Here is a 14337-nt window from a genome sequence, read left to right as displayed (position 1 = left end):
GCGATAGCGGGTTGCAATATGAACAGCGTTGAAACACGTCCCGCCCGAACGGCGAACCAGGCATGAAAATCCTGTTCGTCGAGGATGATGCGATGAACCGTCGGGTCGTCCGCGACATGCTCGACGTGGCCGGCGCGTCCATGGCCGAGGCCGATTGCGCCGAAGCCGGATTGCAGCGGATCGACGAGCAGGATTACGACCTGGTCCTGCTCGACCTGCGGATGCCCGGCATGGACGGGTTCGAGGTGATCCGGCGGGTGCGGGCGCGCGACGATGCCAAGCGTACGCTGCCGATCATCGTCGTCACCGCCGATGCCGCCGTCGACCTGACCGAACGCTGTATTGCCGCCGGTGCGGACGAGGTGTTGTTCAAGCCGGTGGCGATGGACGCACTGTTCGACGCGATCGGGCGAATCCTCGCCGGTCGCGCGGGGGGCGACCTGATCTTCTGAATCATGGCGGTTTGACTTGCCGGGCGCGGACAGTCCTGTTAGGGGGATTCGTCGCGCCGCAGCCATGCTTCGGCGAACCCTATTCTATTGCGATAAAGACCCGGAGCTTTACGACCCCATGCAGATCATCGTCCGTGATAACAATGTCGATCAGGCCCTTCGTGCGCTGAAGAAGAAGCTGCAGCGCGAAGGCGTGTATCGCGAGATGAAGCTGCGTCGTCATTACGAAAAGCCATCGGAAAAGCGCGCCCGTGAGCGTGCCGCCGCCGTCCGTCGCGCCCGCAAGCTGGAGCGCAAGCGGATGGAACGCGACAGCGCCCGGTAAGAATCGGATATGGGTCGCTGGTCCAGGACCGGCGGCCCCGCTGATCATGCGATGCGGCCGCCGTGCCGCGCGATAAGGGGTTTCGATGTCGGTCACTGCCGTTCCGCTGCATCCCGTAAAGCAGCGTCATATCGTCTGGATATGGGTGGGAATCGCCTTGGCCCTGTTGCTTGCGGCCGGATTCGCATGGGCCGGCACGCGCAGCGACGTCGATTCGTTCCTGTCGGGCAACGCATCGCGCCCCGGTGTGATGACCACCGCCAGCGGCCTGCAATATGAAGTGCTGACCAAGGGCAGCGGTCCGACCCCGACCGATGCCGATGTCGCGCTGGTCAACTATGTCGGCAAGTTCACCGATGGCACGGTCTTCGACCAGAGCCGCCAGCCGATGCCGATGTCGCCCAAGGGCGTCGTTCCGGGGTTTGGCGAAGCGCTGAAGCTGATGCCGAAGGGGTCGAAGTACCGTTTCTGGCTGAAGCCGGAACTCGGCTATGCCGCGCCGCGCCCCGAAGGCGCGCCCCCGATGTCACCCGAAGTCGAGAAGCTGGCAAAGCAGGTGTTGGTGTTCGATGTCGAGATGATCGACTTCATTCCCGAAACCGTCCTCCAGCAGCAGATGATGCAGCAGCAGCAACAAGGTAGTGCTACGCCGCCGCCGGGCGGGATGGCACCGCCGACCGGGCGCTGAAACGCCTTGAATCGATCGTAGACGGCGCCGGTGTTTCCGGCGCCGTTTTCGTTGATGCGGGCTCGCGGTTCGACACGCGCAGGCTTGCCGCGCAGGAAAGGCCGTCCTGGCGGCGAGGCGATCGGCACGGAAGAGAGGGGATGGGTCCGGGGTGGCTCGTGCATCGATGCGCTTTGCCCGGCGATGTCGGGCGCAGCACGGACCAGATATGCTTTCACCCCCGAAGGCGCTCCGACGCCCGGTCTGCCCGCCGCGTGTGGCAGGCGGCGGATCATCCCATTGCCCTGGCCGCCGTCTGCAAACAACGTTGTCGCCCAATCGCCTGATCCGGCGATTTCATGCTAGTTGCCGCCTATGGCTTATCGCATCCCCTCCCGTGTCGCGCGCCGGTTCCGCCTTCAGCCCGCGGCGGGGGCGCTGGCGGCGTTGCTCACGCTGGGTGCTGCTTCTGCGCCGGCACCGGCGCCGGTGGATGTGCAGACGCTGGAGACGCTGCGCGCGGCGGATATGCGGCTCGGCGCAATCGGGTACCGCCTGGCGACGGCCAATGCCCCGCTCTGCGCCGATATCGCGCCGGTGCCGGGCATCGTCGTCCACGCCATCGATCAATATGCCGAATCGGAACAGCCGATGGCGAAGGCGGCGTTCGACTTTGCCACCGGCGTCGCGGTCGAGGGCGTCGTGCCGGACAGTCCTGCCGCCCGCGCCGGGGTCCGTGCCGACGATTCGATCGTCAGCGTCAATGGGCAGGCGGTTCCGGTTGCGAGCGGTGGCGGCCATACCAGGACCCGCGATGCGACGGTCGCGTTGTTCGATGCGCAACCGGTCAATCGGCCGCTGACCCTGGTGCTGCGCCGCGACAAGGCGGAGCGCACGGTTGCGATCGCCCCATCGGCCGGATGCCGGACGCTGTTCGAACTGCGGATCGGAACGGCGATGGACGCGGTGGCCGATGGACGGCTGGTGCAGATTTCCAGCGCGTTTCTCGACCGCCTTGCCGACCCGCAACTGGCCGTCGTCGTCGCGCACGAGCTGTCGCATAATATCCTGCGACATCATGCCCGGCTGGATGCGGCGAAGGTCAGTCGCGGCCTGCTGCGCGAGCTGGGCCGCAACGGTCGTATCCACCGCATGACCGAGGATGATGCGGACCGGCTGGGCGTCCATCTGCTGCGCAACGCGGGATGGGATCCGCAGGAAGCGGTGCGTTTCTGGCATGGACCGGGCGCGCGAATCGATGGCGGGATATTCCACAGCAGAACGCATTCGTCGGCATCCAAGCGCGCCGAACTGATCGCGGCGGAGCTGGCGGCGTTGCCGAACGGTGCGCCCATACCGTACCGTCCGCCAGTTTTGGCCACCCGCGACCAGCCGCTATTGTAGGCAAAGTCGGTCGATCTGCCACTATTGGCGAATCATCGTGTTTTTCGGATCGGAACTAAGTCGAATTTAACCTGTTCCGGGCCAGTCACCCGCGCGATCACTATTGGTCTTCACGGCCAAACGGCTGATCGCGAATGGAACGATAGGACTTGCAGGTGGCGTGCTGCTATGCAAAAGGCGATCCGACGTAGAGTTTTGCAAGGGAGTGTAGAAATGGGTTTTGCCAAGAAGATGCTGATCGCGGCCTCGGCCGTGTCGATGACCGTGGCTCCGACGATCGCCAATGCCGCCAACGCTTCGAAGCTGTCGGTTGCCCGCGCGTCGGCTCCGGCCGCCAAGGGTGAAAAGCTGGCAGGCGGTGGCGTCATCGTCGCGATCCTGGCAGCGGCCGCCGTCGTCGCCGGCATCGTTGTCGTCGCTGACTCGGACAGCGACTCGGACAGCAACTGATTGTTCGCGCGGGAAACCGCGCTACGATCTGCGGAAAGGGCGTCCCTCATGGGGCGCCCTTTTTCGTTGGGTGGTACGGCATTGCCATGCGCGGCGGCGGGGGGTGACGCCTTGCGGACAGGCTTGGCCGTTCTCCGTTGCTCCTTCCCGGTGCGGCAAGATGCTGGCCGATGATCGAACATCGGTCCTGCCCGGTCGAGCGGGTGCCGCCCCGACACATTTTCTGCGGACGGATCGCGTACGGCGGTAGGCTTGGCGCGCGCCGACCTTGGTCGCCTGGCGTATCGCATCGTGCCGCGCCGCGGCCGCCCCTCGTCTGATAGGCAGGAAACCCGCCGTCCCGGCGTCAATCGACGCTGGCCCCGGTTCCCTCCGGGCAGGCGGTGGTCAGGAACCGGCGCGAATCGCCTTCCAGGACCAGCGCGGTCAGCCGCCCGGTGCGATAGGCGCCGGTATCGATCCCGATGCGGTTGGGGCGGATGTCAGGTTCGTCGGTGACGGTATGTCCGTGAACAACAAACCGTTCATGGCGACCGCTGTGATCGAGGAACGGCGCCCGAATCCAGCGTAGGTCGGATGCCTTTTGTTCGTCCAGCGCAACGCCGGGGCGGATGCCGGCATGGACCATGACATAGTCGTCGATCACGACCTTGTCCGGCAACGCGCGCAGGAAATCGAGATGTCCGGCAGGCACATGGTCGAGGATCAGGCGCTGCACGCCCTTCAGGTCCTCCCGCTCATAGGTCGCGTCGTCGACGCCGTAGCTGAGCAGGGTTTCGCGACCGCCGGCACGGTTGAAGATGCCGAGCGCCTGCCGTGCGCCGGCCGCGGCCTCCAGCAACAGCTCCTCATGGTTCCCGCACAGGCAATGGACGTCGGCACTGGCCGCGCACAGCGCCATGATCCGTTCGACGACACCGCACGAATCAGGACCACGATCGATCAGATCGCCGAGGAAGACGAGGGTGACGTGGCGGTCGCCGCGATCGGGATCGGCATCGATCCGTGCCAGCAGATCCTCAAGGCAGTCGAGCCGGCCATGGATGTCGCCGATCGCATAGACGATGCGGCCAGCGGCGATATGGGGCGCAGGTGCGGCGGTTCGGCGAAATAGCTTGGAGAAGACCATGATATTCGAACGCCTCTATGGCAAAGGGGCTGCACGATCAATGAACCGGGCTGCCGCTGCGAACGGCAGAGTTTGCCAATTGGCGAAAGGCGCTATATTGCAGCGCAGCAATTTGGGATGGAAGCAATGACGATCAAGAAGGTACGCAAGGCAGTCTTTCCGGTCGCCGGCCTCGGCACGCGGTTTCTTCCCGCGACGAAATCGATGCCGAAGGAAATGCTGACCGTCGTCGACAAGCCGCTGATCCAATACGCCGTCGAAGAGGCGCTGGAAGCCGGCATCGAACAGATCATCTTCGTCACCGGTCGCGGCAAGGGCGCGCTGGAGGATCATTTCGACGTTTCCTACGAACTGGAAGCGACGATGAAGGCCCGCGGCAAGTCGATGGCGCTGATCGAGGGCATCCGCCAGAAGCCGGGCAGCCCGGTCTATGTCCGCCAGCAGGAGCCGCTGGGCCTTGGCCATGCGGTATGGTGCGCGCGCGAGATCGTCGGTGACGAGCCGTTCGCGGTGCTGCTGCCCGACGAACTGATGGTCGGCGGTTTCCTGCGCCAGATGGTCGAGGCATATAACCAGGTCGGCGGCAACGTCATCGGTGCGTTGGGAGTGCCCGACAGCGAAACCGACAAATACGGCATCATCTCGCCGGGCAAGACCGATGGTCGCCTGACCGAAGTCACCGCGCTGGTCGAAAAGCCCAAGGGCAAGGCGCCGTCGAACCTGATGATTCCGGGCCGCTACATCCTGCAGCCCGAGGTCATGCAGATCCTCGATTCGCAGCAACCGGGTGCCGGCGGCGAAATCCAGCTGACCGATGCGATGGCCAAGCTGATCGGCAACCAGCCGTTCCATGGCTTCACCTTCGACGGCAAGCGCTATGACTGCGGCGACAAGGCCGGGTGGGTGCAGGCGAACATCGCGCTGGCATTGGCGCGCGCGGACATCGGTCCGGCAGTGCGCGCGTTCGCCGAGGAAGCGCTTGCGCAGTAACGAGGGGGCGGGGGCTTCGGCCTCCGCCGCTACAGGGTGACCAGCCGGTCGTCCTCCAGGGTCGCGAGCAGGTCGATCAGACCGCCTGCCGCGACCCTTTGCATGTCCGCCGATAGCCCGGCGAGCGCAAGGCCGGTCTGGCACGCAATCAACGCGACGCCGCTGTCGTCGGCAATCGCGCGCAACGCGGGCAGGTCCGGCAGGCCTTCGGGTGCAAGATCGGGCGCAGTCAACAGCGTCACGGCCGCTTCGTGCAGATAGACGCGCGTACGCCCGCCCAGTGCGGCGGCGGCGCAGGCCATGGTAAGGACGGCGCGGTACCGGTCCGGGTCGGGCCCCGTGACGATGATCGTCAGCCCGCGCATCGACAGCCGGGGTCCTTGGGCAGGGTCAGCGTGCGGAAGCGGAAGGCGAGCAGGTCGGCGACCAGCAGCTTGCCCGCCGGATCGTCGCCAAAGCCCACGATGGCGCGCATCACCTCCAGCGCGGCCATGCTGCCCATGATCCCGGTGAGCGCGCCCAGCACGCCCTGATCGGCGCAGCTGGCATCGGCACGGGCGGGGTCGTCGCCGACGAAGCAGCGATAACAGGGGAGATGTGGTTCCCAGCCGCGGAACACGCCCAGCTGCCCTTCGAACTGCCCGACCGCCGCCGATACCAGTGGCACGCGCGCCGCGAGTGCGGTGTCGGCGACGGTCAGGCGGGTGGCGAAATTGTCGCAGCCATCCAGCACGACCTGCGCCCCGGCAAGCAGCGCGGCGGCGTTGGCGTCGTCGATCCGCACCGCATGGCATTCGACGGTAACGAACGGATTGATCCGCGTGATCGCCGCCGCCGCCGCATCGACCTTGCCACGCCCGATATCGGCATCGCTGAACAGCGTCTGGCGTTGCAGGTTGCTGGCATCGACCCGGTCGTCGTCGATCACGGCCAGCGTACCCACCCCGGCTGCCGCTAAATATTGCAGCGCGGGCGAGCCGATGCCGCCGGCGCCGACCACGACGACGCGCGCGGCCTTCAGCGCGGCCTGTCCCGCGCCGCCGACTTCGCGCAGGACGAGGTGGCGAGCATAGCGATCGAGTTCGGCGTCGGAAAAGTTCATTCGGCCCAGTCGAACAGCAGCACCGCGCGATACCAGTTGCCGGCATTGACGAAGCGTGGGGCAAGGTTGCCGCGCGCGTAACTCACCACCAGTCCGGCGGCATATTGTTCGACCGTCGGGCAGTCGATCGCACGCGGGATGGTCGCGCGGACGACGTGATCCTCGCCGATCAGCACCGCGACATCGACCTGCAACTGCGCACGCCCGGCGACCGGAACGGGGCGGGGGCACCCGGTGCGACGCAATTCCGACAGGACGAACGCGGTCATCTGCGCGGTCGGGCGCGGCGTGCGGCGATAGGGCAGCGGCGGCAGCGCCTGCCAGTCGATCGGCGAGCGTGCCGCCGGCACGGGTACCGCCGGTGCGGGCGGTGCCAAGGGGAGTGCCTGCACCAGCTGCGCGGTCAGGCCGAGCAGGGCGAGCGGCATCATCGGCCGGTCGATCCGAACCCGCCCGACCCGCGCGCGGTATCGTCGAGCGTATCGACCTCGCACGGCGTGGCGCGGGTGACGACCGCCGGCACCAGCTGCGCGATGCGTTCGCCGCGTACCACGCGGAACGGTTCGCGGCCCAGATTGGCGAGGATCACCTTCACCTCGCCCCGATAGTCGCTGTCGATCGTGCCGGGCGTGTTGAGGCAGGTGATGCCGTGCTTGAGCGCCAGGCCGGAGCGTGGGCGCACCTGTACCTCATACCCCTCCGGGATCGCCATGGCGAAGCCGGTGGCGACGGCATGGCGTGCGCCGGGGGCCAGTTCGACATCCTCGGCCGCGACGACATCCATCCCCGCCGCACCGGCCGTGGCATAGGCGGGCAGCGGCAGGCCGGCGCCATGCGACAGGCGGAGCAGGCGGAGTGCGATCATGGGGCCACCATGGCGTTCGTCGTCGGTACGGGCGCCGGATCGGCCGACATGCGGCGCACGGCATCGATCAGGTCGGCATCGTCCAGCAGGTCATGGCCGCGCCCCGGCAGCACGCGATAGTCGGTGGCGATGCCGCGCAGCGCCAGCGCCTCGGCATAGGCGCGCGAGAAACGCTGCGGCGTCTCGCTATCGTCCGCGCCCACCAGCAGCGCGACGCGCGTGACCGGTGCGACCCCGCCGACCGTCATCAGCGGGTCGAAACTGGTGACCGGGATGCCGAAGCCGACATGCCCCTGCTTCGCACGAAAGCTGCGCCATTCGGGCAACATGCACGGGCACCCGGCCAGGACGACGCCATCGACCAGTCCGGGATGCAGGCCGGCAAGCGCCGCCGCCATCGCCGCGCCGCCCGATTGCCCGACCAGGATGGTCCGGGCCTGGGGGTAGCGCGCGCGCCAGCTTCGGATCGTATCGGCCACTGCCGCGATCCGGTCGGCGGTATAGGCATCGCCGCTGACCCCGCCGCGCGAACCGGGCGAATGGTTGCCGGCATCGTCGTGATAGCCCGGCCGGAGCAAGGCGACCGCGCGGGTATGGGGAATGGCATCGGCCAGATGCCGCGCCGCGCCGCCAAACGATGCCGGCACCGCGCTGTCGCCGTCACCGTGCAGCAGCAGGACGAGCGTGCGGACGTCGCGCGGGGCGCCGGGGCCAAAATCCTGCCCGGCCAGCGTTGCGGCGGACGGTCGCGCGCCATGCGTCGCGCAACCGGCGACGGCGAGCAGGAGCAGGGGGCTAAGCCAGCGCATCGGCAATCCGATCGGCTAGTCGACCGGCCACGTCGTGCTTAGGCGCATCGGCCCAATGTTCGACCCCATCGGCGGTGACGAGGTGGATGGTGTTGCGGTCGCCGCCCATCACATCGCCCGACACGTCGTTGGCGACGATCCAGTCGGCATTCTTCGCGGTCCGCTTGGCGGTGGCATGGGCCAGCACGTCGTCGGTTTCCGCCGCGAATCCGACCAGCAGGCGCGGGCGGCGCGGGCTGTTGCCCAGCAACGCGAGGATGTCGGGATTGGGCAGCAGCGTCAGCGTAGGCGCGCCGTCGCCCTTCTTTAGCTTCGACGGCGCGGCCTCCACCTGCCAGTCGGCGACGGCGGCGACCATGACCGCGGCGTCGGCCGGCAGCGCCTGCGCCACCGCATTGGCCATGTCACGGGCCGATTCGACATCGACCCGATCGACGCCCGCCGGGGTCGGTAGCGTCACCGGACCGGCGATCAGCGTGACCCGGCTCCCACGCGCGGCACAGGCAGCGGCAATGGCGAATCCCTGTTTGCCCGACGACCGGTTGGCGAGGTAGCGCACCGGATCGATCGCCTCATGCGTCGGGCCGGCGGTGACCAGCACATGCCGCCCGGTCATGGTCTGCGGCGCGGGCGGCGCGGTCATGCCGGTTATCGCCGCGACGATGGCGGCGGGTTCGGGCAGGCGGCCGGGGCCGAACTCGCCGCACGCCATCGCGCCTTCGTCGGGGTCCAGCACGGTGATGCCGTCGCTACGCAGCGTGGCGATATTGCGGACGGTCGCCGGATGCTGCCACATCCGCACGTTCATCGCGGGGACCGCCAGCACCGGCTTGTCGGTGGCAAGCAGCAGGGTGGTGGCGAGGTCGTCGGCGACCCCGGCGGCCATCCGCGCCATCAGGTCGGCGGTGGCCGGCGCGACGACGATCAGGTCGGCCTGGCGGCTGAGCTGGATATGGCCCATCTCCGCCTCGTCCTTCAGGTCCCAAAGGCTGGTATGGACCGGTTGTTCGGACAGGGCGGCCAGCGTCATCGGCGTCACGAACTGCGCGCCACCGTCGGTCAGGACACAGCGCACGCTGTGCCCGGCACCGCGCAGCAGGCGGATCAGCTCGCACGCCTTGTACGCGGCGATGCCCCCACCGACGATCAGCAATATGCGTGTCATCGCGTGATCCTCTGCACCCGAACGCGCCGCCTGTCGAGCAAGGTGCGCACCAGATCGCGCGAAGCATCGGGTAAAAAGGCCATGCCGACCAGATAGGCAGGGGCGACGACCAGTACCCAGTGGAAGCCGTCGGTCCGGGCGAAGATCGCGATCATCAGCGCGAAGGCGCCGAAGACGGCAGCGGTGCGTGCGCCCAGCGCCCCTGGCGCCGCCGCCCATCCGATCAGCGCGACCATCGCCAGCGGCGCGCCCAGCCACCATGGCAGCAGCGTGAGGGCAGTCGATCGCGCCATGCCGGACGCGAACAGCGCCGGGCCGTGCCAGCCGCCCCACGCGGCGGCGGTCGTATCGAGCGGCCCGGCGACCATCGCGATCGCGCGGGCGTGGAGCGACAGGATGGCGACGAACAGCAACAGGATCGCGCCCCACGCCAGCGCCTCGCGCCGTTGCCGCTCGACCAGCGCCGCGACCAGCATGACGATCGCATAGAGCGCGGCGGTCTCGCGGATCAGCATCGCGCATAGCGCGAGTGCTACCGCCTCCACCCAGCGATCGGTGCGGCGGACGCCCAGCGACCATGCGACCAGCAGCCCGGCCCATAGCTCGTGAAACTGCACCAGCGACGGCTGAACGAACGCGACCATCCCGCCCGCCAGCAGGAACAGTGCGGCGATGCGCGGCGGTCCGCGATCGAACCACTCGCCGATCCGCCGGGTCCAGACGAGGCCGGCGGCGGCGGCGATCAGCACCAGCAGAACGACCGAAACGCTGTCGGGCAGCGCCGCCTGCACCACGCTCAGCGTCGGCAGGCGGACGGCGGTGAAGGGGCGCAGCGGATAGCCTGCCGCGCGAAATTCGGTCGCGACCACGCCATAATAATCGTCGCCGCGTCGCACGCCGTCGACCACCGCGCCGTACAGGCCCAGATCGCCCTGTCCCCGCGCACCGGCATCGTCGACCGGGCGTATCCATGCGCTCAGCAGCAATGCCAGCGCAAGGAGCAGCAGGACGAGCGCCGATACCGGCCGCAGTCCCGCGAACCGGCTGGGCGACGACAGCCACAGCGGCGGCCGTGGCCGGATCATCCCAGCAGCTGCACCAGCGCGGCGCCCGCCGCACCGCTTGCCAGCGCGACCAGGCCATAGCGCCAGCCGCCACCGACCCTGACCACCGCGATATCGGGCAGGGGCGGGGAGGGCGGAGCGCCGCCGGGCGCGGGATAGCGCGCCTCGATATTGCGTAGCAGGTCGGGCAGGCGGGCAAAGGTGCGCAGGTCGGTGATGATCCGGTCGGCGACCATCGCTTCCGGCCCCAATTCGTCGCGGATCCAGCCGCGCACGAACGGCGCCGCCGTTTCCCACAGGTTGATGTCGGGATCGAGCGCGGTCGCCACGCCCTCCACCATCACCATGGTCTTTTGCAGCAGCAGCAGGTGCGGCTGGGTCTGCATGTCGAAGTCGCGGGTGATGTTGAACAGCGAATCGAGCATCATGCCGACCGACATGTCCTTGACCGCCAGGCCGCGCATTGGCTCGCCCACCGCACGGAGCGCCGTCGCGAATTCGGCGACATTGTGGTGCGCGGGGACATAGCCCGCCTCGAAATGGATTTCCGCGACGCGCTTATAGTCGCCGGTGATGAGGCCGTAGAGGATTTCCGCCAGCCACACCCGCGCGCGGCGGTCGATCCGGCCCATGATGCCGAAGTCGATCGCGGCAATGCGCCCGTCGGGCAGGGCGAACAAATTGCCCTGATGCATGTCGGCATGGAAGAAGCCGTCGGCGATCGCCTGGCGCAGGAACGCGCGGACGAGCCGCGTCGCCATCGCGTTCAGGTCGTGCCCGGCGGCGATCAGCGCGGGGCGGTTCGACAGCTTGATGCCGTCGATCCACTGCGTCGTCAGCACCTTCGACGTGGTGCGCTGCCAGTCGATGTCGGGAACGGTGAAGTCCGGCTCGGCCTCCATGCCGTCGGCCAGTTCGGAGGCGGAGGCAGCTTCGCGGCGCAGGTCCAGCTCGCGCGCGGTCCAGCGCTTCATCGTTTCGATGACGAGGCGCGGGCGCAGCCGCTTCAGCTCGCCGCCCATCGTCTCCAGCCGGGCGGCGGCCCATTCATAGGTGTCGATCGCGTCGAAGAACTGCGCCTCGACACCCGGCCGCAGCACCTTCACCGCGACCTGCCGGCCATCGGTGGTGATCGCGCGGTGAACCTGCGCGATCGATGCGGCGCCCACGGGGGTTTCTTCGATCGACGAAAACAGCGCTTCGATCGGCTGACCGAGGCCCGATTCGATTGCCGGGCGCACCACGTCCCACGGCAGCGGCGGCAGCGCGTCCTGCAGGCTGAGCAGGTCCTGCGCGACCGCCTCGCCGACCAGGTCGGGGCGGGTAGCGAGCGTCTGGCCGAGCTTGATCGCCGCCGGACCCAGCGCCGCGAACGCTTCGGCATAGCGCGGCGTCTTCGGCACGCGCGCGCCGATCCGGGCGATGCGCACCACGCGGCGCAGGCGCGGCGGCGTGCGCGGGTTGCGCTCGATGTCGATCAGCGCGCCGTGCCGCGCCAGCGTGCGCCCCCATTTCAGGATGCGCCAGCCATGGGTGAACGTCGAGGTCATGCGGCCTTTTGCCCTGGACCCCCGCCTGCGCGGGGGTTTGACGCCTTCGGCATCAAATCTTCCACCCGCTATGGATCGCGACCAGCCCGCCCATGATCGGTTCGACGCGGGTGCGGATGAAGCCGGCGTCGGCAATCATCCGCTCGAACGTCGGCATGTCGGGAAAGCGCCGGATCGATTCGATCAGATAGCGATAGCTGTCCTCGTCATTCGCCAACAGCTTGCCGAGCTTGGGCACCAGCTTGTGCGAATATTGGTCGTACACGTCCGCAAAACCCGGCCAGGTGACGGTCGAGAATTCGAGGCAGAAGAAGCGCCCGCCACGCTTCAGCACGCGGTGCGCCTCGCGCAGGGCCTTGGGGATGTCGGTCACGTTGCGGATGCCGAACGCGATCGTATAGCCATCAAAGCTTCGATCGGCGAAATCCAGCGTCTCGGCATTCTGTTCGGACCAGATCAGGCCGTCGATCCCGCGCTTCTCGGCGCGTTCCATGCCGACACCCAGCATCGCGGGGTTGATATCGGCCACGGTAATCTGCGCGCCGTGCTTGGCCATACGGAACGCGATGTCACCGGTGCCGCCGGCCATGTCGAGGATCGAGTCGCCTTTCTGCGGCTTCACCCGCGCGACGAACCGATCCTTCCACAACCGGTGCATCCCCCCCGACATGGCGTCGTTCATCAGGTCGTAGCGGGCCGCGACGCTCGCAAACACATCGCCGACGCGCCGCGTCTTCTCATCGGGGGCTACATCTTCGTAACCGAAGGATACCGTGTCGTTCATGTGTCTGCCCTAGCCGCGCCTTGTGGCGGGGGCAAACCGAACCTAGCTTTCTTTACGACAAGGGACGTACCGGTCCCCATCGGTAGGACCCCATGCCCGAACTGCCCGAAGTCGAAACCACCGTCCGCGGCCTGACTCCCGTCCTGCATGGGCAGCGGCTGACCCGCGTCGTCGCCAACCGCGCCGACCTGCGCCGGCCGATGCCGGTCGATCTGGGGCAGCGGCTGACCGGGGCAACGGTCACCGGCCTGTCGCGCCGCGCCAAATACGGCCTGATCGATACTGACCGCGGCGACAGCTTCGTCTTCCACCTCGGCATGTCGGGCCGCTGGCGGGTCGATCCGCTGGAGCCGTGGACGCACGATCACCTTGTGCTGGAAACGGCGGCGGGGCGGCAGGTGGTGCTGAACGATCCGCGCCGCTTCGGGTCGGTCGACCTGCTGCCGACCGCGGAGGTCGCCGCCTGGCCGCCGTTCGTGGCGCTGGGGCCGGAGCCGCTCGGCCCCGACTTTACGGCGGAGCATCTGGAGCGTCGCTTCGCCGGTCGGATCGCGCCGGTAAAGCTGTTGCTGCTCGACCAGCGGATCGTCGCGGGACTCGGCAACATCTATGTCTGCGAGGCGCTGAACGTCGCGCGAATCGCGCCGACCCGCCCCGCCGGACAGATCGCGCCGGAACGACTCGCAGCGCTGGTCGACGCGACTCGCGCGGTGCTGCTGTCGGCGATCGAGGCGGGCGGATCGACGCTGCGCGACTATGCCCGGCCCGATGGCGAGCTTGGCTATTTCTCCAAGCAATTCCGGGTATATGGGCGGGAAGGCGAGGCGTGCCCTTGTGGCGGCGTCGTCGAGCGCCGGATCGATGGCGGCCGCTCCACCTTCTGGTGCCGGACGTGCCAGCGATAGTTGACCAGAGCGCGATGAGCGTTTAAGGGGCGCACCTTCTCCGGTCGGGATCTGCTCGATCGGCACCAATCATTTGCGAGAGTCGAGGACGGCATGGCGAATACGCCACAGGCGAAGAAGCGTATCCGGCGCAATGCGCGTCGTGCGGAAATCAATGGTGCGCGCGTCGGCCGCATCCGTACCTTCGTGAAGAAGGTCGAAGCAGCGATCGTCGCCGGCGACCGCGAAGCGGCCACCACCGCGCTGTCGAACGTGCAGCCGGAACTGGCCCGTGGCGTTGCCAAGGGCGTGCTGCACAAGAATACCGCGAGCCGCAAGTTCGCACGTCTGACCAAGGCCGTCGGCGCGATCGCCTGATCGCCTGACGTCTCTGACGGGATGCAGGATACCCCGTCGGCCACCGTGCCGGCGGGGTTTGTTGCGTCTGCCCCATGCCGGTCGGGGTGGTATCGGTCCGGTACGGAACGCGACGAATTTGGTTCCCGTGAACGCCGTCGAATCAACCCGTTGGGAAATGGCGGAAATCCGCGGATTCCCGCAATGTGTCGGCGTTCTTGCTACCTAAGATATTGATAAGAAACGCGCAAAAAGAAATTCGACGCATTTCTGCGGGACAGGGCGTGTCAACCGTCTTTATTTCGGTTTGATGACTTGATCGATCGGCATTCCGGTTCCT

At 67.6% G+C, this 14337-nt stretch carries 18 protein-coding genes; 8 read left to right on the top strand and 10 right to left on the bottom strand.

Annotated features, from left to right (window positions below; genetic code table 11):
• The first annotated feature begins 62 nt into the window (after nucleotides 1–62).
• From QZ755_RS05770 to QZ755_RS05750, 5 genes are all read left to right on the top strand, one after another.
• On the top strand, nucleotides 63–452 hold the full coding sequence (locus QZ755_RS05770; protein ID WP_294320639.1) for a response regulator: 390 nt from the start codon (nucleotides 63–65) through the stop codon (nucleotides 450–452).
• Nucleotides 453–570: 118 nt separating this feature from the next.
• The gene (gene rpsU, locus QZ755_RS05765; RefSeq protein ID WP_010545388.1) at nucleotides 571–777 is read left to right on the top strand and encodes a 30S ribosomal protein S21; all 207 of its coding nucleotides are present in this window, start codon (nucleotides 571–573) and stop codon (nucleotides 775–777) included.
• Between the two features lie 157 nt (nucleotides 778–934).
• Nucleotides 935–1465, top strand: coding sequence for an FKBP-type peptidyl-prolyl cis-trans isomerase (locus tag QZ755_RS05760; RefSeq protein ID WP_366509162.1), 531 nt, complete (start codon nucleotides 935–937; stop codon nucleotides 1463–1465).
• Between the two features lie 354 nt (nucleotides 1466–1819).
• Nucleotides 1820–2848 carry a M48 family metallopeptidase gene (locus QZ755_RS05755; protein WP_294320635.1) on the top strand — a complete coding sequence of 343 codons (1029 nt, stop codon included), beginning with the start codon at nucleotides 1820–1822 and terminating at the stop codon, nucleotides 2846–2848.
• A gap of 213 nt (nucleotides 2849–3061) precedes the next feature.
• Nucleotides 3062–3298, top strand: a complete 237-nt coding sequence (locus tag QZ755_RS05750; RefSeq protein ID WP_198158490.1) for a hypothetical protein — start codon at nucleotides 3062–3064, stop codon at nucleotides 3296–3298.
• A gap of 346 nt (nucleotides 3299–3644) precedes the next feature.
• Here QZ755_RS05750 and QZ755_RS05745 read toward each other — a convergent pair whose 3' ends face one another.
• Entirely contained in the window at nucleotides 3645–4427 is a 783-nt protein-coding gene (locus tag QZ755_RS05745) for a metallophosphoesterase family protein (RefSeq protein WP_294320633.1), read from the bottom strand.
• A gap of 126 nt (nucleotides 4428–4553) precedes the next feature.
• Here QZ755_RS05745 and galU point away from each other — a divergent pair, with 126 nt between their 5' ends.
• A complete protein-coding gene (galU, locus tag QZ755_RS05740; protein WP_294320629.1) occupies nucleotides 4554–5417 on the top strand; it encodes a UTP--glucose-1-phosphate uridylyltransferase GalU in 864 nt (287 codons plus the stop codon).
• 29 nt (nucleotides 5418–5446) lie between these two features.
• Here the strand turns inward: galU and QZ755_RS05735 are convergent, their stop codons facing one another.
• The 9 genes from QZ755_RS05735 to QZ755_RS05695 are packed head-to-tail and all read right to left on the bottom strand — an operon-like array spanning nucleotide 5447 to nucleotide 12756.
• The gene (locus QZ755_RS05735; RefSeq protein ID WP_294320627.1) at nucleotides 5447–5782 is read right to left on the bottom strand and encodes a DsrE family protein; all 336 of its coding nucleotides are present in this window, start codon (nucleotides 5780–5782) and stop codon (nucleotides 5447–5449) included.
• The gene (moeB, locus tag QZ755_RS05730; protein ID WP_294320625.1) at nucleotides 5770–6519 is read right to left on the bottom strand and encodes a molybdopterin-synthase adenylyltransferase MoeB; all 750 of its coding nucleotides are present in this window, start codon (nucleotides 6517–6519) and stop codon (nucleotides 5770–5772) included. Before moeB ends, QZ755_RS05735 begins: the two co-directional genes overlap by 13 nt.
• Nucleotides 6516–6950: a hypothetical protein gene (locus QZ755_RS05725; protein WP_294320623.1), complete on the bottom strand. Its 435-nt coding sequence runs from the start codon at nucleotides 6948–6950 to the stop codon at nucleotides 6516–6518. Before QZ755_RS05725 ends, moeB begins: the two co-directional genes overlap by 4 nt.
• Nucleotides 6947–7384, bottom strand: a complete 438-nt coding sequence (gene dut / locus QZ755_RS05720; RefSeq protein WP_294320621.1) for a dUTP diphosphatase — start codon at nucleotides 7382–7384, stop codon at nucleotides 6947–6949. The genes QZ755_RS05725 and dut overlap by 4 nt, the downstream gene beginning before the upstream one ends.
• Entirely contained in the window at nucleotides 7381–8193 is an 813-nt protein-coding gene (locus QZ755_RS05715; RefSeq protein WP_294320620.1) for an alpha/beta fold hydrolase, read from the bottom strand. The genes dut and QZ755_RS05715 overlap by 4 nt, the downstream gene beginning before the upstream one ends.
• The gene (gene coaBC, locus QZ755_RS05710; RefSeq protein ID WP_294320618.1) at nucleotides 8180–9358 is read right to left on the bottom strand and encodes a bifunctional phosphopantothenoylcysteine decarboxylase/phosphopantothenate--cysteine ligase CoaBC; all 1179 of its coding nucleotides are present in this window, start codon (nucleotides 9356–9358) and stop codon (nucleotides 8180–8182) included. Before coaBC ends, QZ755_RS05715 begins: the two co-directional genes overlap by 14 nt.
• Nucleotides 9355–10443, bottom strand: a complete 1089-nt coding sequence (locus QZ755_RS05705; protein WP_294320616.1) for a hypothetical protein — start codon at nucleotides 10441–10443, stop codon at nucleotides 9355–9357. The genes coaBC and QZ755_RS05705 overlap by 4 nt, the downstream gene beginning before the upstream one ends.
• Nucleotides 10440–11972: a 2-polyprenylphenol 6-hydroxylase gene (gene ubiB / locus QZ755_RS05700; protein ID WP_294320613.1), complete on the bottom strand. Its 1533-nt coding sequence runs from the start codon at nucleotides 11970–11972 to the stop codon at nucleotides 10440–10442. The genes QZ755_RS05705 and ubiB overlap by 4 nt, the downstream gene beginning before the upstream one ends.
• A gap of 52 nt (nucleotides 11973–12024) precedes the next feature.
• A complete protein-coding gene (locus QZ755_RS05695) occupies nucleotides 12025–12756 on the bottom strand; it encodes a class I SAM-dependent methyltransferase (protein ID WP_294320611.1) in 732 nt (243 codons plus the stop codon).
• Nucleotides 12757–12848: 92 nt separating this feature from the next.
• Between QZ755_RS05695 and mutM the strand changes: the two genes are divergently transcribed.
• Nucleotides 12849–13661 carry a bifunctional DNA-formamidopyrimidine glycosylase/DNA-(apurinic or apyrimidinic site) lyase gene (gene mutM, locus QZ755_RS05690; RefSeq protein WP_294320609.1) on the top strand — a complete coding sequence of 271 codons (813 nt, stop codon included), beginning with the start codon at nucleotides 12849–12851 and terminating at the stop codon, nucleotides 13659–13661.
• A 93-nt stretch (nucleotides 13662–13754) separates the two neighbouring features.
• Nucleotides 13755–14018 (top strand): 30S ribosomal protein S20, encoded by a 264-nt coding sequence (gene rpsT / locus QZ755_RS05685; protein WP_055762140.1) that lies wholly within the window; start codon nucleotides 13755–13757, stop codon nucleotides 14016–14018.
• Nucleotides 14019–14337: the final 319 nt, after the last annotated feature.

This window comes from uncultured Sphingomonas sp. (assembly GCF_913776855.1).
Classification (GTDB): Bacteria; Pseudomonadota; Alphaproteobacteria; order Sphingomonadales; family Sphingomonadaceae; genus Sphingomonas.
Note: the sequence above shows the minus strand (reverse complement) of the source record. Positions and strands in the feature narration are given on the sequence as shown.